This window comes from Streptomyces sp. NPDC002888 (assembly GCF_042888465.1).
Lineage (GTDB): Bacteria > Actinomycetota > Actinomycetes > Streptomycetales > Streptomycetaceae > Streptomyces.
The window spans coordinates 163,036-185,978 of record NZ_JBIAPU010000019.1 but is presented as its reverse complement, the minus strand read 5'-3'; the positions used below and the strand labels follow the sequence as shown (position 1 = coordinate 185,978).

At 70.5% G+C, this 22,943-nt stretch carries 20 protein-coding genes and 2 pseudogenes; 16 read left to right on the top strand and 6 right to left on the bottom strand.

Annotated elements, in window-relative coordinates:
- Nucleotides 1-18 precede the first annotated feature (18 nt).
- The 3 genes and pseudogenes from ACFYWX_RS29375 to ACFYWX_RS29365 form a co-directional block, all read left to right on the top strand.
- Nucleotides 19-1,191 carry an epoxide hydrolase family protein gene (locus tag ACFYWX_RS29375; RefSeq protein ID WP_389427130.1) on the top strand — a complete coding sequence of 391 codons (1,173 nt, stop codon included), beginning with the start codon at nucleotides 19-21 and terminating at the stop codon, nucleotides 1,189-1,191.
- 120 nt (nucleotides 1,192-1,311) lie between these two features.
- Nucleotides 1,312-1,902: a dienelactone hydrolase family protein gene (locus tag ACFYWX_RS29370; RefSeq protein WP_389427129.1), complete on the top strand. Its 591-nt coding sequence runs from the start codon at nucleotides 1,312-1,314 to the stop codon at nucleotides 1,900-1,902.
- Nucleotides 1,884-2,021, top strand: a pseudogene (locus ACFYWX_RS29365) (IS701 family transposase); the annotation flags it as partial. The gene ACFYWX_RS29370 and the pseudogene ACFYWX_RS29365, both read left to right, overlap by 19 nt.
- A 186-nt stretch (nucleotides 2,022-2,207) precedes the next feature.
- On the opposite strand, the gene ACFYWX_RS29360 reads toward ACFYWX_RS29365, so the two are convergent.
- Complete coding sequence (locus ACFYWX_RS29360) at nucleotides 2,208-2,699, bottom strand: CGNR zinc finger domain-containing protein (RefSeq protein ID WP_389427128.1); 492 nt, start codon at nucleotides 2,697-2,699, stop codon at nucleotides 2,208-2,210.
- Between the two features lie 64 nt (nucleotides 2,700-2,763).
- Here ACFYWX_RS29360 and ACFYWX_RS29355 point away from each other — a divergent pair, with 64 nt between their 5' ends.
- The 4 genes and pseudogenes from ACFYWX_RS29355 (at nucleotide 2,764) to infA (ending at nucleotide 4,845) form a co-directional block, all read left to right on the top strand.
- Nucleotides 2,764-3,444, top strand: a complete 681-nt coding sequence (locus ACFYWX_RS29355) for a hypothetical protein (protein ID WP_389427127.1) — start codon at nucleotides 2,764-2,766, stop codon at nucleotides 3,442-3,444.
- 32 nt (nucleotides 3,445-3,476) lie between these two features.
- Nucleotides 3,477-3,572: pseudogene (locus ACFYWX_RS29350) on the top strand (GNAT family N-acetyltransferase); the annotation flags it as partial.
- Nucleotides 3,573-3,832: 260 nt separating this feature from the next.
- Nucleotides 3,833-4,624 carry a GNAT family N-acetyltransferase gene (locus ACFYWX_RS29345; RefSeq protein ID WP_389427126.1) on the top strand — a complete coding sequence of 264 codons (792 nt, stop codon included), beginning with the start codon at nucleotides 3,833-3,835 and terminating at the stop codon, nucleotides 4,622-4,624.
- Nucleotides 4,621-4,845 carry a translation initiation factor IF-1 gene (gene infA / locus ACFYWX_RS29340; protein WP_010981942.1) on the top strand — a complete coding sequence of 75 codons (225 nt, stop codon included), beginning with the start codon at nucleotides 4,621-4,623 and terminating at the stop codon, nucleotides 4,843-4,845. The genes ACFYWX_RS29345 and infA overlap by 4 nt, the downstream gene beginning before the upstream one ends.
- Nucleotides 4,846-5,098: 253 nt before the next feature.
- Here infA and ACFYWX_RS29335 read toward each other — a convergent pair whose 3' ends face one another.
- Entirely contained in the window at nucleotides 5,099-5,419 is a 321-nt protein-coding gene (locus ACFYWX_RS29335; RefSeq protein WP_389427125.1) for a hypothetical protein, read from the bottom strand.
- A gap of 197 nt (nucleotides 5,420-5,616) precedes the next feature.
- On the opposite strand from ACFYWX_RS29335, the gene ACFYWX_RS29330 reads away from it, so the two are divergent.
- From ACFYWX_RS29330 to ACFYWX_RS29305, 6 genes are read left to right on the top strand one after another with little or no spacing between them, the layout of a single operon-like run.
- Nucleotides 5,617-6,459 (top strand): helix-turn-helix domain-containing protein, encoded by an 843-nt coding sequence (locus tag ACFYWX_RS29330; RefSeq protein WP_389427124.1) that lies wholly within the window; start codon nucleotides 5,617-5,619, stop codon nucleotides 6,457-6,459.
- The gene (locus ACFYWX_RS29325) at nucleotides 6,441-6,650 is read left to right on the top strand and encodes a DUF397 domain-containing protein (protein WP_389427123.1); all 210 of its coding nucleotides are present in this window, start codon (nucleotides 6,441-6,443) and stop codon (nucleotides 6,648-6,650) included. The genes ACFYWX_RS29330 and ACFYWX_RS29325 overlap by 19 nt, the downstream gene beginning before the upstream one ends.
- A 19-nt stretch (nucleotides 6,651-6,669) precedes the next feature.
- Entirely contained in the window at nucleotides 6,670-8,253 is a 1,584-nt protein-coding gene (locus ACFYWX_RS29320; RefSeq protein WP_389427122.1) for a TIGR02677 family protein, read from the top strand.
- Nucleotides 8,250-9,500 (top strand): TIGR02678 family protein, encoded by a 1,251-nt coding sequence (locus ACFYWX_RS29315; protein ID WP_389427121.1) that lies wholly within the window; start codon nucleotides 8,250-8,252, stop codon nucleotides 9,498-9,500. The genes ACFYWX_RS29320 and ACFYWX_RS29315 overlap by 4 nt, the downstream gene beginning before the upstream one ends.
- Entirely contained in the window at nucleotides 9,497-13,651 is a 4,155-nt protein-coding gene (locus ACFYWX_RS29310) for a TIGR02680 family protein (RefSeq protein WP_389427120.1), read from the top strand. Before ACFYWX_RS29315 ends, ACFYWX_RS29310 begins: the two co-directional genes overlap by 4 nt.
- Nucleotides 13,648-14,988 (top strand): TIGR02679 family protein, encoded by a 1,341-nt coding sequence (locus ACFYWX_RS29305; RefSeq protein ID WP_389427119.1) that lies wholly within the window; start codon nucleotides 13,648-13,650, stop codon nucleotides 14,986-14,988. Before ACFYWX_RS29310 ends, ACFYWX_RS29305 begins: the two co-directional genes overlap by 4 nt.
- 31 nt (nucleotides 14,989-15,019) lie before the next feature.
- Here the strand turns inward: ACFYWX_RS29305 and ACFYWX_RS29300 are convergent, their stop codons facing one another.
- The gene (locus ACFYWX_RS29300; RefSeq protein ID WP_389427118.1) at nucleotides 15,020-16,924 is read right to left on the bottom strand and encodes an acyl-CoA dehydrogenase; all 1,905 of its coding nucleotides are present in this window, start codon (nucleotides 16,922-16,924) and stop codon (nucleotides 15,020-15,022) included.
- A gap of 360 nt (nucleotides 16,925-17,284) precedes the next feature.
- Between ACFYWX_RS29300 and ACFYWX_RS29295 the strand changes: the two genes are divergently transcribed.
- Nucleotides 17,285-17,977 (top strand): ScbR family autoregulator-binding transcription factor, encoded by a 693-nt coding sequence (locus ACFYWX_RS29295; protein WP_389427117.1) that lies wholly within the window; start codon nucleotides 17,285-17,287, stop codon nucleotides 17,975-17,977.
- Nucleotides 17,978-18,082: 105 nt separating this feature from the next.
- Nucleotides 18,083-19,318 carry a cytochrome P450 gene (locus ACFYWX_RS29290; protein ID WP_389427116.1) on the top strand — a complete coding sequence of 412 codons (1,236 nt, stop codon included), beginning with the start codon at nucleotides 18,083-18,085 and terminating at the stop codon, nucleotides 19,316-19,318.
- On the opposite strand, the gene ACFYWX_RS29285 is transcribed toward ACFYWX_RS29290, so the two are convergent.
- Nucleotides 19,276-19,968, bottom strand: coding sequence for a ScbR family autoregulator-binding transcription factor (locus tag ACFYWX_RS29285; RefSeq protein WP_389427115.1), 693 nt, complete (start codon nucleotides 19,966-19,968; stop codon nucleotides 19,276-19,278). The genes ACFYWX_RS29290 and ACFYWX_RS29285 overlap by 43 nt on opposite strands.
- A gap of 242 nt (nucleotides 19,969-20,210) precedes the next feature.
- Here ACFYWX_RS29285 and ACFYWX_RS29280 point away from each other — a divergent pair, with 242 nt between their 5' ends.
- Nucleotides 20,211-20,969 (top strand): response regulator transcription factor, encoded by a 759-nt coding sequence (locus ACFYWX_RS29280; RefSeq protein ID WP_389427114.1) that lies wholly within the window; start codon nucleotides 20,211-20,213, stop codon nucleotides 20,967-20,969.
- A 36-nt stretch (nucleotides 20,970-21,005) separates the two neighbouring features.
- On the opposite strand, the gene ACFYWX_RS29275 is transcribed toward ACFYWX_RS29280, so the two are convergent.
- Together ACFYWX_RS29275 and ACFYWX_RS29270 are read right to left on the bottom strand one after the other, a co-directional pair.
- Complete coding sequence (locus ACFYWX_RS29275; protein WP_389427113.1) at nucleotides 21,006-21,488, bottom strand: MarR family winged helix-turn-helix transcriptional regulator; 483 nt, start codon at nucleotides 21,486-21,488, stop codon at nucleotides 21,006-21,008.
- A 342-nt stretch (nucleotides 21,489-21,830) separates the two neighbouring features.
- Nucleotides 21,831-22,664, bottom strand: coding sequence for a hypothetical protein (locus ACFYWX_RS29270; protein ID WP_389427112.1), 834 nt, complete (start codon nucleotides 22,662-22,664; stop codon nucleotides 21,831-21,833).
- Between the last annotated feature and the right edge of the window lie 279 nt (nucleotides 22,665-22,943).

Here is a 22,943-nt window from a genome sequence, read left to right as displayed (position 1 = left end):
CGACGGTCAGGAGGTCTCATGCCCCGTCCAACCAGCGACGTGCAAGCCTTTGAAGCCCACGCAACTGACGCTGACCTCGACGATCTGCGCGCGCGACTGGCCGCGGCGCGACTACCGGAGGCCGAGACGGTCCATCGCGCCGCGCCCGACCCTCGCCGATGGGAACAGGGCGTTCCTCTCGCCGACCTCGTCGATGTCGTGAACTACTGGCGCACCGGGTACGACTGGCGGTCGTTCGAAGAGCGCCTCAACCGGATCGGCCAGTTCCGCACGACCATCGATGATCTGGGAATCCACTTCCTGCACCGCCGATCCGCGCGCGCGGATGCCACTCCTCTGATCTTGACGCACGGGTGGCCGGACAGCATTGCTCGGTTCATCGATGTAGTGGACGAGCTGGCAGATCCGAAAGATGCAGACGCGCCGGCGTTCCACGTCGTGGTCCCGTCACTACCGGGCTTCGGTTACAGCGACAAGCCGGCCACCACCGGGTGGGGAACCGAAAAGATCGCGGCCGCCTGGGTGGAACTGATGGGAAGGCTCGGCTACAGCAAGTTCGCAGCCCACGGCGGCGACTGGGGAGGCAATATCACCACGGTCCTCGGCGGCAGGTTCCCGGCGCACGTTCTCGGCATCCACACCACGTTCGCGGAGGGAACGCCCGGGTTGACCACGGACGGGCTGACGGCGGTCGAGCGCAAGTGGACCGAGGAAACCCGCGATTTCTGGCGCCACCGCGCGGCGTACGCGAAGCAGCAGGCGACCCGACCGCAGACCATCGGCTACTCGCTCGTCGACTCACCGGTCGGGCTTCTTGCCTGGATCCTTGACAAGTTCGCTGAGTGGTCAGACACCGAAGACAGCCCGTTCGAGACGATTTCCAGAGACCGCGTTCTTGACGACGTCACCCTGTATTGGCTGACGCGGACCGGCGCATCGTCGGCTCGCATTTACTACGAAAGCCACAACTCGCTGGACCCCGAACTTCGGGTCGACGTCCCGTCAGCAATCACTATGTATCCCCGCGACGTCGAGAAGTGTCCGCGCCCGTGGGCACAGGAGCGGTACCGGCAAATCGTCCGATGGAGGTCGCCCGAAATCGGGGGACATTTCCCGTCGCTGGAGGTTCCCGAGTATTTCGTCAAAGATCTGCAAGAGGGCCTCGCGGCAGTGCTGGCCGCTGATCGGTGAACGCGGCTCGGCGACCCGGCACTCGATCACCGCCTGAGCCGGCTCAAGGCGTACGCCCTCAACTGCGAAGAGCCTCTAGAGTTCCGGATCGTTCGCTACCCACAAGCAAGGGGTTTGGGCATGACAGAGGTCGTACTGTTCCATCACGCGCAGGGGCTGACGCCCGGAGTCGTCGCTTTCGCCGACGAGCTCCGCGCGGTCGGCCACACCGTCCACACGCCTGACCTTTTCGACGGGCGCACCTTCGACTCCCTCGAAGAGGGCCAGGGCTACGTCGAGCAGCTCGGCTTCGGCGAGATAACCGAGCGTGGCGTCCGCGCGGCCGAACTCCTGCCGCAGGACGCCGTTTACGTCGGCTTCTCACTCGGTGTGCTGCCCGCCCAGAAGCTGGCGCAGACGCGGGCGGGCGCGCGGGGCGCGCTCCTGTTCCACGCCTGCATCCCCGTCTCGGAGTTCGGCGCGGCATGGCCCAACCGTGTGCCGGTGCAGGTGCATGCGAAGGAAGCCGATCCGTTCTTCGCCGAGGACATCGACGCTGCCCGCGCGCTCGTCTCCGACTGCGCCGACGCGGAGATGTTCCTGTACCCCGGAGACCAGCACCTGTTCACGGACAATTCGCTGCCGTCCCACGACCCGGACGCCGCCAAGCTCCTGACCCAGCGGACGATCGAGTTCCTCAGCATGTTGGGGGTGTGGACGCACAGGAAGTGAACCGTTCTCGGGCGACGTTGGCGTTATTCGTAGCTGACGTGTTCTCGTCGGTGCCGCGCGAGGATCAGCGGGCGAAGGGCGACTGCTATCTGCGGGGACTGATGCTGGACGGCAGGCGAACTGTCAGGTGGCGGTCAGCGTGCACGCGGTCACCGATGCCGCCTCCGTCCCGCTTCACCGCGACCGGGAGGAGGTCCGCTGAGCCTCTGCTCCCGCTCGGAGAGTGCTTGGAGCCGGTATTCCTTGGGCGAGAGGCCGTAGGCGGCACGGAAGCCGCGGGTGAAGTCGGCGGCGCGGGGGAAGTTCTAGGAGTCTTTCGCCGCCCGGGCCCGATGAGCCGCGACCGTCGTCCGGCTCGCGCACGCGTTGGAGCAGAACCGGCGTGTCCGGTTCCGTGACTGGTCCACGAAGTAGTTTTCGCACCCGGCCGCGGCGCACCGCCCCAGCGTCACCGCCGGCTCCCCGGCCGCGACCAGGGCGAGCTGGGCGGCGATCAGTTGGCCGACCCAGCGCTTGGCCGGGGTGCCGTTGCGGCTGAAGTGGATGTGCCAGCCGTCGAGGCCGTCGTGGTCGGACAGGTGCATGTCCGGCGGATAGTCGCGCAGCAGGCGGTGCACGGCGTCGGGGGCGGCGCCGTCGACCGACTGGGCCAGGGCCGTGCGTACGAGGTCCGGCAGCTCGCCGTAGTCGCCGCCCGGCGGCGGTGTGACCTCGTGCTCTGCGAAGAACGCGGCGACCAGTTCGCCGTGCTGGTCGAGGGTCCCGGTATTGGCCAGCTCGACGGCCAGCCGCGTCACGTTCCCAATGTAGTCACCGTATTGCACTTGACCGCCTACATCGCCGCTTCTTAATGTAGGTGCCATGCTATCTGATGACACCTACGTGGCCCGTCGCCTGCAGCTGCTCGGGGAGTGGGACGCCGCGCTCGCCGCCTTGGGCCCGGACGTCGAGCCCGAGCTGCGCGCGGAGATCGCCGTCGACCGCTGGTTCTTCCGGATCGAGGGTCACGAGGAGGCCGAGAAGGCGGTCGCGGCGCTCGATCCCGCATCGCCGACCGCGCACCTGCTCACGGCGCGACTGGCCTACAGCCGCCTGCTGTTCCAGCGCGACCCCCGCGCCGACGACCGCGCCGTGGCCGAGGCCGGCTACCGCGCGGCCGTCGAGTGCGGCGACGAGAAGCAGCGCGGCTGGGCCGAGTACCACTGGGCCGTCCTGCTGGACAACATCGACGAGGACCCGGCCGGCGCCCTCCCGCGCTACGAGAGGGCTCTCGAGATCGCGACGAAGTCCGGCGACGGCTACTTCGAGTCCTACATCATCCGGCACCTCGCACCGCACAAGGAGCCCGCCGAGCGGATAGCGATGCTGCGCCGCTCACTCCACCTGCGCGCCGCGCTCGGTGCCCGGCCCCAGACAATCGCCGCGCAGGCCCTCCTCGCCGACAACCTCCCCGAAAACGACCCCGAGCGCGCCGAACTCATGCAGACATTCCGCCCGGGTGCGGAAGAACTGCACATCGGCTGGCTCCTGTCCGAGGACTGATCCACCGGGCGCCCCGGCCCCGCACCAGGCCTTCTGATCTCGACGGAGCGATGATCGGCATGGTCACGCTCGATCGGCGCGAGGCAGGGCGTCCGGGTCACGTCCGTCCGGATGCCGGGGAGGCCGACTCTCGTTGGCTTGCAGCCTCATCTGCTGGAGACGCCTCAAGAAGACCGGATCATGATCGCGTCACGAGCTCATACGAAATGATTTGAGCGAGGTGGCGCCCCGCTGCTACTTTCGCGGTGGACCGTGAAGTCGTCGTATGGAGGTGAGCCCCGTGAACGCAGTTACCCGTGGGTGCTCCCTCAACCCGTCACGGTCCGGCGGCTGACGTTCGGTGTCGCCAGGAGCGCCTGAGATCGAGGCACTCCTGAAGGAGACTCCGATGAACACGAAGCCTTTCACATCTGGCCTGAGCGAGAACGCGGTGATGATCACGCGCGTCGCGGACAGGCAATGGCATGCACTGGATGACGACCTGGTGGTCGGCCGCGGGCATGCGGAACACCGGCCCGACGGACGCTTGTTCGTCAGCATCGACGCCTGGCACGACGCCGCCTTCGACCGGCTCGCCGAGGCGATGCTGACGGAACTGCCGGCGCCGCTGTACACGGTGGTCGACGAAGCCGACGTCGAGCTGACGGCCGGCTGGCGGCGGGCCGGTTTCACGATCCGGCGCCGCGAGTGGGAGTACGTCGTGCCGACCGACCCGCGGGTCACAGGGCTCGAAGCAGTCCTGCCGCCATCGGGCGTGACGATCGTGCCCGCCGGTCAGGCGGACGAGAGACTGCTGCGGGCGGTTGACCGCGCGATCCGTGACGAAGTCGAGGCGACCGTCGGGTGGCAGTCGATGCCCGCGGAGGTGATTCCCCGCCCCGAAGGCGACACCATCGTCGACCCGTCGAAGTATGCGGTGGCCGCGGCGCCGGACCGCTACCTGGGTCTGATCCGGGTGGTGACGGTGAACCGGCCGCGCATCGGGCTGGTCGCGGTCCGGGCCGGCGAGCAGCGCCGCGGCATCGCGCGGGCGCTGCTGGCCCACGCGCTGGGGACGCTGCACCGCTCCGGGTTCGCCGCGGCCTGGACCGAAGTCCACGAGTCCAACAAGGCAGCCTCGGCGCTGTTCGAGGGCATCGGCGCCCGGCCGATGAGCAGCAACCTGGAGCTGGTGCGATGACGAAGAACAAGAACGTCATCGAAGTCGAGGGCAAGGTCGTCGAGTGCCTGCGCAGCGCCATGTTCACCGTGGAGCTCGAGAACGGCCACCAGGTGCTCGCGCACATCAGCGGGAAGATCCGCAAGAACTACATCAAAATCATGCTGGAGGACCGGGTGCTGGTGGAGCTCCCGCCGTACGACCTGACGCGCGGCCGGATCGTGTTCCGGTACCGGAACTAGCGGCGGTCGGCACCTTCCGAGGTAGCTGATCCCGGGGCCCCGGTCACGGCGTTTCCGTGACCGGGGCGACGAGAGCCCCCGTGTCGGGGGCGAGTTCAGCTCGCTCGCCGACCACGCCACGCAACTCGCCGACTGAAGCGCCAAGTCACAAGGAGCTGCTGCCTGACGAGCTCGCCATGGACGAGCTCGCCGGACTGTCTCCGATGGAGTAGAGGTTGTTGTACATGTCGGAAGATGTCGCGGCGGGGCGGCGTCATCTGGTCTTTCTGCTGTGGGCGTTCCTCTCGGCGAGCAGGGCGCTCAGTCGCTCGGACCGGGTGAGGGGGTGGCTGTCCTGTGCGACGCCACCGGTGGCCCCCTTTGTGATCACTTCCGCGAGCCGCAGCGCCACGGGTGGGGAGCAGACCCCGAGTTGCACGAGTGCGTACGGGGGTGCCTCGTCCTTGCGGTCGTCCGCCCACGGGGTGCGGATGTCCATCGCGGGGAGCTGGATCCCGGCCTGGCTGAGGGCGGCGGCGAGTGTGTCGCGGGCGGACAGGGCTTCCTGGATCTTGGGCGTGGGGGGTGTCGTCATGAGTGTCCTTTCCGGGCGGTGCTTCCGTTTTGCGGACCCGGCTGCGCCAGTTGGATTACGCTGCGTAGTCCGGGCGTTACGAGAATGCGCCCGTCCGGGGACGGCCATGCCGTGGACGGGCCTGTGCTTCCCCGTCGTGCGGAGGTGGTTCCACACCTTCCACAACGCCCACCGGTCTTTTGGGGAGAGAGAGCCGTATGCCGCAGCGACGCGTCGTCACCGGGCGCAGCCAGGAGCCACGCCAGCGGTTCGCCGAGGAGTTGCGCACGCTTCGGGCCGGGAGCGGGACCAGCCTGCGGCAGCTCGGTGAGCGACTGGGCTGGGACTGGTCCCTCTTCGGCAAGATGGAGAAGGGGGAGACCCTGGGGAGCCCCGAGGTCGTCCAGGCCCTCGACACGCATTACGGGACTCCTGGACTGCTCCTGGCGCTGTGGGAGTTGGCCGCGGGGGACCATACGCAGTTCCGTGAGCGGTATCGGCGGTACATGGCCCTGGAGGCGAAGGCGGTGAGCCTCTCGCACTTCGCCGTGAGTGTGCTGCCGGGCTTGTTGCAGACGCCGGAATATGCGCGGGATGTGCTTGCTGCCGGTGGGCTGAAGGGGAAGGAGCTGGAGCAGCAGGTCGAGGCGCGCATGGGGCGGCGGGAGTTGTTGGAGGGGGACGGTGCGCCGAGGTTCCGGACCATCCTGTCGGAGGCGGTGCTGCGCACGCCGTTACGGGATGCGGGGGAGTGGCGGGGCCAGTTGGAGTACTTGGGGGACGCTGCGGAGCGCTCCCACGTGACGGTCCAAGTGCTGCTGCAGAGCGCGGGGTTGCACGGCCTCATGGGAGCGGACGTTTGGTGTCTGCTCCTTCCGGAAGGCCGAACCGTCGCGTATACCGAGAATGGGTACCGGGGCGAACTCATCGAGGAAGCCGGTCCGGTTGTACGTTTGCAGAACACGTACGATGCGGTGCGCGACCTGGCGCTCACCCCGGCGGAGTCGCGCAAGTTCATCCTGCGGATGTTGGAGGAATCGACGTGCGATCCATCGACCTGACTGCCGCGTCCTGGCGTAAGAGCAGCTACAGCAACCAGGACGGCGGCGCCTGCCTCGACGTCTCCGACGACTTCGCCGACATCGTCCCCGTACGGGACAGCAAGATCCCGAGCGGGCCCGTCCTTGTGTTCCCCGCGAGCCACTGGGCCTCCTTCGTTTCGGCGGTGAAGGGCGGACAGCTGAGCCGCTGAGGGGAACAATGGGTGGACGATGGCATCCCAGGACTACACCCCCTTCGCCCACCTGACCGCCCCCAACGCCCCCCTCTACCGCCAGGTGATGCGCGCGTTCCTCGTCGCCAAGGAGCGGTTCGCCGTGCATCTGCGGCCGGAGGACGTGTACGCCACGCTCGACGCGGAGAGGCGGCCGGCCGACGTCGAGGCGGTGGTGAAGGCGTTGGACAGCCTCGTCGGGTGGGGCAATCTGCGGGCCGATCCGGACCACGCGCGGGTGACGGCGGTCGAGGACTTCTACCGCAGGCGGTTCATCTACCAGCTCACGCGCGCCGGTGAGGCGGCCGAGGCGGCGCTGGGGACGTATGACGAGGTGCTGGGGCGGCGCGGGGAGCTGCAGGCGGTCGCGCTGCACGACATCGTCACGCAGCTGCGGGCACTGTTGGTGATCGCCTCGGAGGATGAGACAGACCCGGCGAAGGCTTACGTCGCGCTGTCCGTGCTGACCGCCCGCTTCACCGACCTCGCCGACAACGCCCGTGCCTTCATGGGGTCGCTCCAGCGGACGATCGACCTGCACGACATCGAGGTCGAGGCGTTCCTCGCGTACAAGGACCGGCTGATCCAGTATCTGGAGCGGTTCATCCAGGACCTCATCACGCTCGGCGGGCGGATCGCCCTGCTGATCGGGGAGTTGGAGGATCAGGGGCGGGTCGGGCCGATGCTGCGCCTTGCCGCCGCGCGGGAGGCCGCCGACGCCGCTCCCGAGGACGCCGAGCAGGCGGAGGCGGTGGCGTACGAGAAGTGGGCCGGCCGGTGGTCCGGGCTGGCTCAGTGGTTCGTGTCGGCGGAGGGGCGGGAGTCGCAGGCCAGGCTGCTGCGTGGGCGGGCGCTCGGGTCGATTCCGCAGCTGCTGGCCGTCGTACGGCAGTTGAACGAGCGGCGGGCCGGGCGTTCCGACCGCTCGGCCGACTTCCGCGTGCTGGCGCGCTGGTTCGCGCAGGCGCCGGACGACGCGGCGAGGCACCGGCTGTGGCGGGTGGCGTTCGGGCTGTACTCCTCGCGGCACCTCACCGTCGACGCCGACACCCTCGCCGAGCGGACGGCCAAGCCGGAGCCGGCCGCCACTGCGTGGGGCGAGGCGCGGCCGCTGCGGATCAGCCCTCAGCTGCGCCGCACCGGCAGTTACGAACGGCGTGGCAAGCCGCGCCGGGTGGCCGACCGGGGCGAGGCGAAGCGCAGGCTCGCCGAGATCGCCGCACGGCAGGCGGGGGAGGCCAAGGAGGCGCGGGACCGTCTCGCGACGGGCGGGCCGATGCGGCTGTCCAGGTTGGGAGAACTCGATCCGCTCGCCTTCCAGTTGTTCCTGCGTCTGCTGGGCGACGCGCTCGCCACCTGGCGGCCGGGTATGACGACCACCGTGGCCACCAGCGGGGACGGCTCGATGGAGATTCGGCTGACCGCCCTCGACGACGGCTCGACAGCTGAAGTGCACACGCCTGACGGGGTGTTCAGCGGCCCCGACCATCTGATCGACATCATCGACCTCACAGCCGCCGTGTCCGTTCCACGACAGGGAGCCTCTCTCCGGCCCTCCTCACAGTTCGCGGAGGACCGATGACCGGCCCGCTGGCCGAGGTCCTGGACGGCCAGCGCGAGGCCGATCTGCAACGGGCCGCGCGAGCCCTGCTGAAGGAGCCGCTGCTCACCGCCGACGGGCCGTACGCCGACGAGTTCCGGCTGGTGCGCCGGCATGCCGCCATGCTGCGGGAGTGGTTCGAGCGCAACGTCGGCTGGACGCTGCGCACGGACGCCGACGCCGCCCGGCTGCGCAAGACGCCGGGCACCCTCACCGACGCCACGCACCCCGCGCGCGAAGCGGCCCGGACCGCCCTGCCCTTCACCCGCCGCCGCTACGTCCTGCTCTGCCTGACGCTGGCCGCGCTGGAGCGGGGCGAGGCGCAGGTGGCACTCGGGCGGCTCGCCGAGCAGGTCGTGCTGGCCGCGGCCGATCCCGAACTCGTCGCCGCCGGGATCACGTTCACCCTGGAGCGGCGCGACGAGCGCCTCGACCTCGCGGCCGTCGTACGCCTGCTGCTGCGGCTCGGTGTGCTGCGACGGGTGGCCGGTGACGAGGAGGCGTACGTCAGCGGATCGGGGGACGTGCTGTACGACGTGCGGCGGCGCGTGCTGGCCGGGATGCCGGCCACCCTGCGCGGCCCCTCCATGATCGAGGCCCAGGACTTCGACGAACGCCTGGCGGAGATGACGGCGCAGACCGCGCTCGACAGCGACGAGCTCAGGTTCCGCGCGATCCGCTGGAAGCTGACCCGCCGGCTCCTCGACGACCCGGTGCTCTACTACGACGACCTGACCGACGACGAACTGGCCTACCTCACCCGGCAGCGCGGCTTCATCACCGCCCGCATCGGTGAACTGACCGGACTGGTCGCGGAGGTCCGTGCCGAAGGCATCGCGATGGTGGACCCGCTGGACGACCTGACGGACGTACGCATGCCGGAGCAGGGCACGCACGGTCACATCACCCTGCTGCTGGCCGGACACCTGGCCAGGGCCGACGGGCCGGTTCAGCCGGCGGAGCTGGCGTCGCGCGTACGTGAACTGGCCGAGGAACACGGCGGTTTCTGGGCCAAGTCGGCGAGAGAGCCGGGAGCCGAGCCCGAACTCGTGGAGCAGGCGCTGACGAAGCTGGTGGCGCTGGGACTCGCCGAGCGCACGCGACGGGGCGTCGTACCGCGACCCGCCCTCGCGCGGTACGCGGTCGGCGAGCCCGTGATCAAAGAACCGGGATCCGCACGCCACCACCCCGACGCGCTGCCGGACCCGACCATGAAGGACGAAAGGTGAACCGCGCCTTGACCGCGCTCCCCAGCCCCGCTCCCGGCCGGTGGCGGCCTCTGCGCATCGGGCTCGTCGACCTGTTCCACTACGACGTCGAGGAGTTCTGGTTCCGCGACGGCCGCCTGCTGCTGCGCGGCAACAACGGCACCGGCAAGTCGAAGGTCCTCGCCCTCACCCTGCCGTTCCTGCTGGACGGCGACCTCTCCGCCCGCCGCGTCGAACCCGACGGCGACCCGGGCAAGCGGATGGAGTGGAACCTGCTCCTGGGCGGCGAACACCCGCACCCGGAACGGCTCGGCTACACCTGGATCGAGTTCGGACGGCTCGACTGGACCACGGGCGAACCGCACTTCCGTACGCTGCTGTGCGGGCTGAAGGCGGTCGCCGGACGTGGCATCGCCCGCCACTGGTTCGCGGTGACGGACCAGCGGATCGGCGTTGACCTGGACCTGTTGGACGCGACCGGCACCGCGCTGTCCCGGGACCGGCTCGCGGAGGCCGTCGGCAGCCGCGGCATGGTCTACGACACGGCCAAGACGTACCGCAGGGCGGTCGACGAAGCTCTCTTCGGGCTCGGGGAGCGGCGCTACGGCGCGCTGGTCGACCTCCTGATCCAGCTGCGCCAGCCGCAGCTGTCCAAGCGGCCCAACGAAGCCGCCCTGTCCCGGGCACTGACCGAGGCGCTGCCGCCGATGGACCAGGCGGTCATCGCCGACGCGGCGGAGGCCTTCAGGTCGCTGGACGAGGAGAAGGAGGAACTGCGGGCGGCCCGCGAGGCCGAGCAGGCGTCGTCGGCATTCCTCGACCACTACCGGCGCTACGCCCGCATCGCCTCCCGGCGCCGGGCCCGGCTGCCCCGCCGGGAACACGCCCGGTACGAGCACATCCAGCGTGAACTCCTCAAGGCACAGGCCGACCGCGACCAGGCCGTCGCGGACCGGAAGGAGGCCCAGGAGAGGGGCGCCGCCCTCGACGAGCGGGCCACGCGGTTGAGCGCCCAGGACGCCACACTGCGGTCCGGACCCGAGATGCGCGACGCCCGAGCTCTCGACCAGGCGGCGGTCGACGCCGCCCGCACGGCAAGCGACCGCACGCGTGCTGAAGCTGACCGGCAGACCGCGGCGGAGGCACACACCCGGGCGCTGGGCAGGCTCGCCACCGCGGACCATCGGCTCACCGCCGCTCAGGAGGCCCTGGACGACATCCAGGGCCGTGTGGCGGAGAGTGCCGCGGCGGCCCGGCTCGACGTCCCCAGGACACAGGGCGCCCCCGATGCGGTCCTGCGCCGGGAAGCCGACGAGGCGACGGCGAGCAGGCGGCGCGCCGTCGCGCACGTGGAGGAACTCGCCGCACGGGCCGAGCGGACCGAGGAGACGCGCCGGGCCGCCCAGCTGCGCGCCGACGAGGCCGACGAGGAGGTCGTGCACAGCGGGGAGCGACTGGCCGACGCCGAGGAGAGCGTCGCCGGGGCGGGACGGGCGCTGATCACCGCCGTGAAGGACCATCTGTCCGGGTGCGTGGAGCTGCGACTGCCCGAGCTGCCGGGGATCCTGGACGCACTTCAGGACTGGGTGAGCAGTCTGGACGGCGCTCACCCGGCACGCGAGGCGGCGGCCGCGGCCCATCGCACCGCCGCCTCCCGCCTGGCCGACCGGGCGGCCGGACTGGCCCACCGCGAAGCGGCGAGGGCGGAACGCCGACGGCTGGCGGCACAAGAGCTCGCAGCCCTCGAAACGGGCGGGGAGCGCGGTCCGACGGCTCCGTACACGCGCACGCCCGATGTCCGCGACCGAGGTCTCGGCGCCCCGCTGTGGCGGCTCGTCGACTTCCGCCAGCAGGTCACCGAGGCCGAACGCGCGGGACTGGAAGCCGCGCTGGAGGCGTCGGGGCTCCTCGACGCCTGGGTACGGCCGGACGGCTCCGCGGTCGCCGCGGACGGCCACGACGTGCTGCTCGACCCCAGGGGCACGCCGGGAGGAGGCGGCCTGGACCGCGTGCTGTGCCCGGCGGTCAACCACGCGGACGTGCGGGCCGCCGCGGTGGGGGAGGAGACGGTCGAGCGTCTGCTCGCCTCGATCGGGCTGGCCGGAAAACACGGCGACAGCAGCTCCGCAGAGGCCCCCTGGGAGGCCGACGGCAACGACACCTGGGTCTCCACGGACGGGCGTTTCCGCGTCGGCGCGCTGACCGGGAGCTGGGCCAAGGACAGCGCCCAGTACGTGGGAGAAGGGGCGCGGGAACAAGCGCGCCGCGCCCGGATGGTCGAACTGCGCACCGCGCTGGACGCGTTGGAAGCGGAACGGGAACAGCTGGCCGGGGAGTCCCGCGCCGTGGCCGAGCGCCGCGGCGTGCTCGACGCCGAGCTCGCCGCCGTACCCGGTGACGACGACCTGCGGCATGCCCACGCACGCGTCACCGCCGCGGCCGACGCGGCCCACAGGGCCCGTGCCCGGCGGGACGAGCGGGGCGCGGAACTGGCCGTGGCGGCCGGGCAGGCCGACCGTGCGGCGGCCGAACTCACCGAGACCGCGACCGCCCTGAAGCTCCCCACCGACAGGGCCGGCCTGGGCCCCGTGCGCCAGGCGCTCGCCGACCACACCGCCTGCCTGGCGGCGCTGTGGCCCGCGCTGCGTGAACGCGCGGACGCCGAACACTCGGTCACCGGCGAGCGGGCGGAGACCGACCGGGCCGAACTCCGCGTGTCCGAACTCGCGGAACGTGCCACGGAAGCGGCCCGTCTCGCCGCGGCGGCGGACGAACGCCTCACGACGCTGCGCTCCACCGTCGGAGCCGCCGTCGCCGAACTCCAGCGGCGGCTGGAGGAGACGGCGAACGCCCTGCGCGACTGCGCGAGCGAACAGCGGCGCGCCCAAGAGGACTTCGGTGACGCGGACCGCCGAGCCAGCCACGCCGAGGGGCGCATCGAGCGGCTCGCCGAGGACGTCACCGACGCGACCGCGGCGCGGGAGAGCGCCATCGCGGCTCTTCAGCGGTTCACCGCGACAGGACTGCTCGCTGTCGCCCTTCCCGACGTCGCCGTACCGGACAACGACGGCGGAACGTGGGCGGCGACCCCGGCCGTCGGTCTCGCGCGCGCCGTCGAGTCCCGGCTCTCCTCCGTCGACGACTCGGACGCGGCCTGGGAGCGCGTACAAAAACTGCTGAGTGAGGAGTTCGGCAGGCTGCAGGACGCGCTGTCACGGCACGGCCACACCGCCACCGCCCGTCCGAGCGAGGACGGCATGCGGGTCGACATCGTCTACCAGGGCCGTGAACGGGCCGTTCCCGAACTCGCCGAGGCCCTTGCCGCCGAGGTCGCCGAACTGACCCGCATCCTGTCCGCGCACGAGCGCGAGATCCTGGAAACCCATCTGATCACCGAGGTCGCCGGAACGCTCCAGGAACTGATCGGTGCCGCCGAACGGCAGGTGAGCGCCATGAACCAGGAACTGGAGGAGCGCCCGACCTCGACGGGAATGAAGCTGCGGCTGGTGTGGCGGGCCTCCCGCCGGGCCCCGCAGGGACTGGCACAGGCCCGCGACCGGCTGCGTCAGTCCGCCGACGCCTGGTCGCCCCAGGACAGGGCCGCGGTCGGCGCGTTCCTTCAGGAGCAGATCGCCAGGCGACAGGCCGACGACAGCGCGGGCAGCTGGCTGGAGGATCTCACCGCCGCCCTCGACTACCGGGCCTGGCACGAGTTCGGCGTCGAACGTCACCAGCACGGCAAGTGGGTACCGGCCGCCGGGCCGGCCTCGGGCGGTGAACGGGTACTGGCGGCGTCCGTGCCCCTCTTCGCGGCGGCGTCCTCCCACTACGCGAGTGCGGGCGGCGCGTACGCCCCACGCCTGGTCACCCTGGACGAGGCGTTCGCCGGAGTGGACGACGACTCGCGGGCCAAGTGCCTCGGTCTGCTGCGCGCCTTCGACCTGGACGTCGTCATGACCAGCGAACGGGAATGGGCCTGCTATCCGCAGGTCCCCGGAATCGCCATCGCACAGCTCTCGCGTGTCGACGACATCGCCGCCGTCCTGGTGACCAGGTGGGAGTGGGACGGCAGCGACCGACGGCGCGGCACGGAGCCCGGCGGACGGATGAGCGCGCCGGCGGAGCCCCCGCAGGGTGACGGCATCGCCGAACAGGAGTCCTTGTGGACATGAACCCTGCGGTGACGCCGTCCTCATCGACGCCCGCCGACGGCAAGGTCGACGCCGAACGCCTCGGCCGGTTGCTCGGTGACCCCGGCCTCGCCTGGCTCGTGGACCGTGCCCGGCAGCGGATGGCCCGCGGCCGGCCACTCACCGGCTCCGTCACCCTTTCCCACCCCGACGAACACCAACGCCAAGCCGTCGAGCGCCTGTTGGGACGCGCACCGCGAGCCGGTGGCTCGCTGACCGTTCGTCTCGACACGGTGGACGCGATCCTGCGCCGCTCCGGTGTCAGCCCCGACGGACTGGCGGTCGCCGTGGTGGCACTCACGGGCCCCGTCACCCTGCAAGCGGAGACGCGGGACAGGGAGGAGCGGGCCTGGGAGGAGGCCTACGCCCCGCTCGGCACCCTCGCCCCCGAGCTGGCCGACTGGGCGGAACGGATCCGGGGGGACGGTCTCGTACGGCGGCTGGCACGCACGCCGGAAGCCGCCGGGCCCCTGGTGGACGCCGCCGTGCGGGTGCTGCGTTCGCTGCCCGTGTCGCCGCCCACGTCACGTGCGACGTTCGCGGCACGGAACCTCTCGGGCGCCCACGCCCTGGACGAGGGGACACCGCTCGCCGCTCTCGTCCTGTCGGGGCTCCGCTGCCTCACGGGCTTTCCCGACGGCGCCGGTGCCGAATGGCGGCGGGAGGCATGGGCTTTTGCGGGCCTGCTCAAGGACGACCTGTCGTCGACCGTGCTGTCCCTCAACCTGCGCGGCACCCCGTCGCTCGACTGGATGGCCGATGCCGGTGAGCCCGCGGTCCTGACGTTGCGCTCCCTCACCCGTCACACCCTGGTTCCCGCCGTCGCGCCTTCGGGAACCGTCCACGTGTGCGAGAACCCGGCCGTCCTGTCCGCCGCCGCCGACACCTTCGGCCCGGCATGTCCGCCCCTGGTGTGCCTCCAGGGACAGCCCTCGGCCGCCGCGCTCACCCTGCTGCGCGGCCTGGCCGCCCAGGGAGCCGCGCTTCACTACCACGGTGACTTCGACTGGGGCGGTGTGCGCATCGCCACGGCGCTGCGGCGCAGTGTTCCCTGGCTGCCATGGCGTTACACAGCCGCTGACTACCGGGCAGCGGCGGCCAGGGTGGCCGAGGCCCCGGTCCTGACGGGCTCGCCCGCCGAGACGCCGTGGGATCCGGCTCTGGCCGTCGCTCTCGCCGAGCGCGGTGTACGTGTCGAAGAGGAGGCGGTGCTGGACGACTTGCTGGCGGACCTGGAGCCGCGGGCCCACCGGGACGCCGACGCAACGCGTGTAGAAAGCGCCGCCGACACGACCGGATCGTACGGGCCCCGACGGTGACCCGGCCGGCGCCCGGCGGGTCCCGCGGAGGTCAGACGCTCACGGTGCAGGACCTGGCAGTCGGGAACGATGTGCGTACGGGGCCGAGGCAGCTGGGCGCGGTGTGGGGGAGCACGCTGTCCACGTAGTCGCCGTTGGCTATCGGGATACCCGCCAGGAACTCTTTCGGCAGGTCGAACGCGTCGACGAGCGTCATCATGTGCGGGGCCAGGCCGGCGATCGCCCTGTCGATGGCGAGGGGGAGCGCGCGGACGTGGTGGGCGGTCATGTGGCCCTCCGCGAGCAGGTCACCGGTGTGCTCGCCGACCTTCCTGAGCAGGAACAGCCGGCACAGGTCCTCCAGGAGAGCGCGCGTCTCGGGCACCTCCGCCTGCCCGATCGCGGTGAGGAAGGCGTCGGCGGCGTTGAGACCGGCGTGGGCCGAGACCATCTCCAGGGCGGACGGGGAGGCCGCGTTCCACCGGCCCACCGGGTCGCCCTTGGGGCCCCCGCGCAGTGCGGTACGGGTCCTGTCCTGCCACACCTTCTCGATCCGGGCGAGGAGGTCGCGCAGGAAGTCCAGGTTCGTCAACTCCCGCTGCTCCAGGGGCGGGCCGGGCTCCGCGGAGACGTCCGTACGGTGCTCGAAGACCATTTCCGCCGCGGCCTTCACCCAGATGACGAGATTGTCGCCCTCGGCGGTGATCGCGCCTTCCAGGTTCAGCGGGAAGTCGGCCAGGCCGTTCACGGGGAAGAGCCCCTGGGCTCCGCAGCGTTCGCGGCACTCCACGGTGATGGCCCGCGCCTCCCACGTGATCCAGCCCTTGGCGACGGCCACCAGGCGCTCGGCCTGAGACCTCTCCTCGCCGGTGTGCCGAGCCCAGTCGGCCGTCACCTTCCGGTGCAGGAAGGTCATGGCGTACGAGGTGGCGAGTGCTTCGAGCAGCCTGCCGTGGTGGCTTCGGTGCGCGTTCAGCGTCACGCGCTCGCCGGCCTTCGGGCCGCTGATCTCACGCTGGTGCGCGTACCGCACGGCGATGGCCAGTGCGGCGCGCGTGACGCCGACGGCGGCACCGCTCATGCAGAGCTTGCCGGCCGTGACGCGGCCGATCGAGTTCAAGAAGCGCTTGCGTCGGTTTCCCCGGCTGCTGTTGAGCGCGCCATCGCTCTCCAGGCGTCCGTGCTCGGACTCGAGCAGGGCCTCACGGGGCAGCCGCACCCGGTCGAAGGAGGTGAGGCAGTGGTCGATGGGGCTGCCGGTGCGCTCCGGCAGACGGCGGACGCTGATCCCGGGCAGCAGACCGCCCTCGTCGCTCAGCGGGGTCAGGAACAGGAAGACGCCCTGGTCCTCACCGTCGATCAGGAGCCGTGCCGCGACCACGGCGCTCTTCGGGCCGCCCGTGGTGCTGGTGTTGGGCATGAACTTCCGCGCGCCCGGGTGGGGGGTGTGCAGCACGAAACCGCCGGTCTCGCGGTCGAGTTCGGCGGTGGTCTGCAGGGCGGCGGCGTCGTTGCCGTGGGCCAGCTCCGTGCAGAGGAACGTACCGGTGCGACGCAGCGAGGAGAACTCGGAGACGTCGCGCTCCTCGCCGAGGTCGTGGTCGATCAGGCTGCCCAGGAAAAGGTTGTAGTGGATGCCGGCGAGCGTGCCGAGTCCGCCGTCCACCACTCCTGTCCACTCGTGCAGGCTGGCGAGGCGTCGTGGATCGCCCGCCAGGGCCTTGGGGGAGTCGATCATGTCGTTGACCAGGCGCAGGCGGCTGTAGGACAGGGCGGTTCGGTCGGCGGGCGACAGCCCCGGGCGGTAGCGGAACTCCGGTCTGGAGATGAGCCGGCGCCAGGGCTCATGAACCTCGGCCTGGTCTGCGCCCTCGAAGAGCAGGCGGGTCAGGTCACGCGTGAGTGAGGGCGTTCTGGTGGTCTGAAGGGCTTCCTGAGGGCGCATCAACAAGGTCACGGATCTCTCCCCAAGGGTTCCGAGCGTGATGGATGAGGAAGTGCTCTGCAGCGCTCATTAAACGGACCATGCGGTTTCTTTGTAAAGGCCATTAAGTGATCGTGAAGGTCATCTCGGCGTGCGCGAGGTGCCCTGGATCGGGAGGTCAAAACGGGGTCTTCCCAGGTCGGATAGGGTTGCAGGCAGGACCCACCACCTGAGCCCGTACCGATTGTCAGCCGGGGATTGAAGAAACCAGCGCGTAGGTTTTATTCTGTGGCACGGGCCGCCGCACAACTACGGGGAAACGGGGAGGGGGTGGCTCGGTGACAGAGAGACGCGGGCTGCCCGGGCCCGCACAACGAAGTGCGGAGGTGCCCCATGGCACGGCAGGAGCGAGCGATCCGGACGCGGCAGGCGATCCTGATCGCGGCGGCGCAGGTCTTCGACGAAGTGGGATACGAGGCGGCGACCATCTCCCAGATCCTGCAGAAGTCGGGCGTGACCAAGGGGGCGCTCTACTTCCACTACGCCTCCAAGGAGGAGATCGCCCAGGAGGTGCTGGCCCAGCAGGTCGACTCTCTTCCGGTGGTTCCGCCGCAGGAGTTGAAGCTGCAGGACGCCGTGGACCAGGCGCTGTTGCTCGCGTACCTGCTCAAGAAGGACACCGGCGACCCGATCGTGCAGGGCGGCGTCCGGCTCACCGTGGACCGGGGGTCGGTGAAGGACGGCCTGGACCGGCGTGCGCCGATGAGGCAGTGGACCCATCACACCCTGGAGCTCTTCGAGCAGGCGAAGGAGAGCGGCGAGGTCCTGCCGCACGTCGACGTGGCGCGCATCGCGGAGCTGTCCGTGGGCGCCTTCACCGGAGTGCAGCTGCTGTCGAACATCATGAGCGACCGTGAGGACCTGGTCGAACGGGTGGCTGATCTGTACATGTACCTCCTGACGGCCATCGCGGCACCCGGAGCGCTGGCCCGGCTGGACTTCGCGCCGGAGCGGGCGGTACGGACGTACGGCGCGGCAATGAAGCTGCGCCAGGAGCAGGGAGAGAAGGTCCCGGAGCTCAACTGAGGGATCCCCCCCGCCGGGGCGCGACCACCGGCGGGGAGACCGATCCTCTGCACGTCCGTCAAGCACTGGTACGGCATTTCATGACCAACTGATCGGAGTGTGGGGATGGTTAAGGCGTTGTGCCCGTATGCCCTGGATGTCTCGGGGAGCGATCTGGCAGGTGAGGCCGCGCGACTGCGGGCGCAGGCACCGGCGGTCCAGGTGGAACTGCCCGGAGGAGTGATCGCCTGGGCGGTCGTACGCCACGGGTACGTCAGACAGTTACTCACGGACCCGCGTGTGTCCAAGGACGCCCGGCTGCACTGGCCGGCGTTCGCCGAGGGCCGGATCACACCGGAGTGGCCCCTCTACCCGTGGGTGGCGAACGAGAACATGCTGTTCTCGTACGGCGAGAAGCACGCGAGGCTGCGCCGGCTCGTGGCGGGGGCCTTCACCGCGCGGCGCAGCGAGCTGCTCCGGCCCCGGATAGCGGAGATCGTCGCCGAACTGCTCGACGACCTCGCGGCCCGGCCCGCCGGGGAGCCGGTCGACCTGCGGTCGACGTTCGCCAAGCTGCTGCCGATGCGGGTGATCTGTGAGCTGTTCGGCGTCCCCCAGGAGACCAAGGGGCCGCTGTGCACCCTGATGGACACGCTGTTCAGCACCTCGGTGTCGGCCGAGGAGATGCAGAACGCCCAGATGTCGATCTACGGCATGCTGGCCGAACTGGTCGCCGCCAAGCGGGCCGAGCCCGGCGACGACCTGACGTCCGCGCTGATCGCGGTGCAGGGCCAGGGTGACGGGCTCACCGACCAGGAACTCCTCGGCACCCTGAACCTCTTGATCGCGGCAGGTCAGGAGACGACGAACACCCTGATCACCAACGCCGTCGGGGCGCTGCTCTCCCACCCCGACCAGCTGGCGCACGTGCGCGCGGGCCGCGCCGGCTGGGGGGACGTGATCGCCGAGACCATGGGGACCCATAGCCCCGGCGCCTATTCGCCCATGCGCTTCGCGGTGGAGGACATCGAGCTGGACGGCGTCGTGATCGCGAAGGGGGACCCCATTGTGGTCTCCTTCGCCGGCGCGAGCCTGGACCCGGAGGAACACGGCGACGACGTCGCCGTGTTCGACGTCCTGCGGGCCGACCGCCGCGACAACCTGGGCTTCGGGCACGGAGCGCACTTCTGCATGGGGGCCCCGCTGGCCCGGATCGAGGCGACGGTCGCCCTCGCCGCGTTCTTCGAGCGTTTCCCGCAGGCCGAGTTGGCCGTACCGGTCGACGAACTCGCCCCCCTGCAGTCCTTCATCGTCAACGGCTACCGCGCGCTGCCCGTGCTGCTGCGCTCCGCCGCGGGCTGACACCCGCCGCTCAGGGCACCGACCCCGCGGACCGCGGAGTCGGTGCCCGCCGGATCCACGGTCTTGTGGCCCCGCGGGCTGGTGACACCAGGCAGGACGAGGCACCAGACGTCTGTCAGGGCGCTGCGTGACAGCCACTTCTCGTTGTCCCTGCTCAGCACCTCGAGGCCGGTCATCGTGGCGACCAGGGCCGCGGCCAGATCCTGTGGCGACGCGCCCGGGGCGAGCGCTCCCTGCCGCGCCGCCCGGTCCAGCATGTTCCGCACCCAGCCCCGGCACTCCTCCAGGAGGTTCAGTCCGCTGCGCCGGCTGGGATCGCACGCCAGCTGGAAGCCGGCCCGGACGATGATGTCCTGGTGGAGCAGCCGGGCGAAGACGTGCGCGCTGTCCGTCAGCGCCTGCAGCACGTTCGGCTGGTCCTGGCAGGCCCACCGCGCGGCGGCACGCAAGGTGCGTGCGGCCGCGTCCTCGACCGCCTCGGCCAGGGCCGCCTTGCTCTCGAAGTGGAAGTGCAGCGCGCCGGTGCTCACTCCGGCAGCCGAGCTGATCTCGCTCAGGAGTGTCCTGGCGTAGCCGTGCTGATCGAACAGCTCGGCCGCGGAACGGAGCAGGGCGTTACGGGTGTGGACGGCCCGCTCTTGTCTGCTCACCTTTGACTCCAGTTCACACAGTGCGGCTCCAGCATGGGTGCAATGAAACCAGCATGCTGGTCTTGTTGGGTAGGTCCACTCCTGGCCATGACGTAATCCTTGCGCAGATGTGGGGCGAAATTGCCCAATTGGTGAGGCACTTGACGCTCTTAATTCTTTGACAAACCGGCATGGCGGTTTGTAATCTCACGGTGAGCGGTCCCCTTGTGACGCGTCCATCGCCTCAGATGCAGGAGCAGCAGATGACACGGCAAGCCACAGAGATGCGCGACCCCTTTGTCACTCCGAGGCGGTACGAGTCCCCTGCGGCGACCCCCGCGCGCTCCGGGCGGGAGCCGCTGCGGGTGCTCGTCGTCGAGAGTGAGCCGCGTGCGGCCGCGACCCTGGTGCAGGGCCTGCGCCGGCACGGATACATGGCCGAGAGCGTGAGCACCGGCGCCAAGGCGCTGCAGGCCCATCAGGGCGCCGATCTCATACTGCTCGACCTCGACCTGCCCGACCTGGACGGCCTCGAGGTCTGCCGCGACATCCGGGCCGTCAGTGACACGCCCGTCATAGCGGTCACGGCGCGGGACACCGAACTCGACCGGGTTCTCGGTCTGCAGGCGGGTTCGGACGACTACATGGCCAAGCCGTACGGCTTCCGTGAGCTGATGGCGCGGATCGAAGCGGTCATGCGCAGGGTCCGGCCGCAGCAGCAGCCACTCGAACAGGTCGTCGTGCGCGGGCCGTTGCGCATTGACGTGGGCGCCCGTGAGGTCAGCCTGGAGGGCCGGCTCGTCGAGCTGACCCGCAAGGAGTTCGACCTGCTGTACCTGCTCGCCGCTCAGCCGCAGGCCGTCATCTCGCGCAAGCAGCTCATGCTCCAGGTGTGGGGCGACTCCTGGTCCCGGCCGGGCCGCACCATCGACACGCACGTCAGCAGCCTGCGCGGGAAGCTGGGCTCCAGCAGCTGGATCGTCACGGTCCGCGGGGTCGGATTCCGGCTCGGGTGCCAGTGAACCCAGCACTGCCGCCGCTCTCCTGAGCGGATGGCACTACCCGCTGGGGCGGCCCGGCCCGTCGAGGTTGTGGATCATCGTGCGCAGGACCCTGAGCGTGGTGACGTAGTCCTCGTCGGGTATGCCGCGATGGACCTCGGCCCGCAGCGAGGTCACCAGCTCGGTGATGCGAGCCTTCGCCTCGCGGCCGGCGCCCGTGACGTGCAGGCGTCGGTCGCCGTCCACGTCGAGCCAGCCGCGGTGCAGGAGCTGGTCGACGACGCGGGGGATCTCGTAGGGGCCGTCGGTGACGTCTCTGAGCTGGGCGGCCACTTGCTCACGGGTGGGTCTGCCGCCCACGTCCACGCGGTTGAGCGTCCACCACTGCGGCTGGGCGACGTCCATGCGCGCCGTCGCGTCACGGATGCGCCGGGTGACCGCCCTGTGGACCACGCCGCTCCAGTAGCCGATGGGCTGCGCGGCGAGCAGGTCGTCGTCCGGGTCGGGGTCGGCGGTGGCGGGAACGGTGTGCTCGGCCATAGGACCTCTTCCCTCGCGAGGTGGTCAGGCCGTACGGGCCGGGGGGAGAACCGCACGGCGGGTCCGGGGGAGAGCTCGGCACCGGAGGGGAACGAACTCGGCAGGGGACGCGCTCAGCAGGGGTTGCGCTCACTGGGGATTCAGTAGAGGGTGCCGAACTTCTCCGGGCCGATGGGAGAGAGCTCGGAGGTGCGTCCGCTCAGGACCTTCTCGGCCCAGTAAGGGTCCGTATGACCCGAACGACGTCTTCCGGCACGCGCTGTCGGTGAAGCCCGCCTGACCGCGCACGGCCCGCGGGCCGGCCGCGTGCGTGCGGCCGGTCCACGGGCGGTGCCTTCGTCCTCAGGCGCGCTGGGCGCGCCGGTCGAGCGTGTCGCGGACGTCGGACTCGTGGTAGTAGGTGCGGCCCGTCCGGCTCTGTCGGCGCCAGCTCCGCTCGCTGGCATGGCGGTAGACGCTACCGGGCGCGATGCCCCACAGCCGGGCGATGTCGGGGGCGGTGAGCCAGCGGGTCTTCTCCTGCGCCAGGCGACGGCTCAGCTGGAGCCACTCGTGGCCGAGCCAGTGGTGGGACGGGTTGCGGTCGCAGACGATCTCGGCCGGCCGATGCGACTGCTGCGGCCGGACCATGGCGGTCAGCTCACCGGAGCAGTCGGTCTCGACGCAGGTGCCGATCGCCACCCGGCTGAGCGGCTCGGGGTCGATGACTCGCCGCGACCTGCGCACCAGGGCGGAGATCTCCTCGCAGACGTCGGAAGCCGCACCGTGCGCCGCCAGCCAGTCCGCATGCCGCATGAGCAAGGCGGCCAGCACCGGCACCGTGTCCCGCGAGGTTCCCGAGCGCCGCTCCTCGACGACCAGGCCCGCCCACGAGCGCAGCGCGCCGAGGATCGCCGAACGCGCCTCGGAGGCCGCCGCGTTGAAGGGCATGCCGGGCAGCGGGCCGCCCGAGGTCCGCTCGCGCGGCTGATCGGTGCCGCTCAGCCGGCGGCCGCATTCCTCGTACAGGTACGGCAGTTGCCGCACCTCTGCGACGAGACGGTCCCGGCAGACGGCGCACAGGTGTGATCCCGGCGCCGCGATCCGACGGGAGCGGCCGGCCGCCGCCCTGCCGCGGCAGTCGCTCCCCACGCAGGAGGCGCTCGACGCCGCCGTACGCGTGTCTTCCTGGCCCATGTGTTTCCCCCTTGATTCTTCGCTTCACCGAAGCACCGCGAAGCTATTTCGGGGTCCCGCGGCACAGCAAGGACGCACGGGCCATTTGTAGCTCCCCTGACGGTGCGATGTCGTCGTTCTGTGGCTGCGCACTGCGGCTGACGTAATTTGACGGAAGTCTGCACGGGGGCCGGTTGACTCCGGCGATCCCGGCGAAGAAGCTTTTCGTTAGCGTCCGCCGAACTGTGTTGAATTCCAGTTGGTTCGACGCGGACGTCGCCGCTGTGGCGCCACGGAAAT

Bases quoted from the DNA above. Each gene is read 5' to 3' on its own strand.
- ACFYWX_RS29280 (WP_389427114.1), top strand. From the start codon at position 20,211: ATGACACGGCAAGCCACAGAGATGCGCGACCCCTTTGTCACTCCGAGG.
- ACFYWX_RS29330 (WP_389427124.1), top strand. From the start codon at position 5,617: ATGCCGCAGCGACGCGTCGTCACCGGGCGCAGCCAGGAGCCACGCCAG.
- ACFYWX_RS29305 (WP_389427119.1), top strand. From the start codon at position 13,648: ATGAACCCTGCGGTGACGCCGTCCTCATCGACGCCCGCCGACGGCAAG.
- ACFYWX_RS29275 (WP_389427113.1), bottom strand. From the start codon at position 21,488: ATGGCCGAGCACACCGTTCCCGCCACCGCCGACCCCGACCCGGACGAC.
- ACFYWX_RS29290 (WP_389427116.1), top strand. From the start codon at position 18,083: ATGGTTAAGGCGTTGTGCCCGTATGCCCTGGATGTCTCGGGGAGCGAT.
- ACFYWX_RS29355 (WP_389427127.1), top strand. From the start codon at position 2,764: ATGCTATCTGATGACACCTACGTGGCCCGTCGCCTGCAGCTGCTCGGG.
- ACFYWX_RS29335 (WP_389427125.1), bottom strand. From the start codon at position 5,419: ATGACGACACCCCCCACGCCCAAGATCCAGGAAGCCCTGTCCGCCCGC.
- ACFYWX_RS29315 (WP_389427121.1), top strand. From the start codon at position 8,250: ATGACCGGCCCGCTGGCCGAGGTCCTGGACGGCCAGCGCGAGGCCGAT.
- ACFYWX_RS29320 (WP_389427122.1), top strand. From the start codon at position 6,670: ATGGCATCCCAGGACTACACCCCCTTCGCCCACCTGACCGCCCCCAAC.
- ACFYWX_RS29370 (WP_389427129.1), top strand. From the start codon at position 1,312: ATGACAGAGGTCGTACTGTTCCATCACGCGCAGGGGCTGACGCCCGGA.
- ACFYWX_RS29295 (WP_389427117.1), top strand. From the start codon at position 17,285: ATGGCACGGCAGGAGCGAGCGATCCGGACGCGGCAGGCGATCCTGATC.
- ACFYWX_RS29375 (WP_389427130.1), top strand. From the start codon at position 19: ATGCCCCGTCCAACCAGCGACGTGCAAGCCTTTGAAGCCCACGCAACT.
- infA (WP_010981942.1), top strand. From the start codon at position 4,621: ATGACGAAGAACAAGAACGTCATCGAAGTCGAGGGCAAGGTCGTCGAG.
- ACFYWX_RS29345 (WP_389427126.1), top strand. From the start codon at position 3,833: ATGAACACGAAGCCTTTCACATCTGGCCTGAGCGAGAACGCGGTGATG.
- ACFYWX_RS29270 (WP_389427112.1), bottom strand. From the start codon at position 22,664: ATGGGCCAGGAAGACACGCGTACGGCGGCGTCGAGCGCCTCCTGCGTG.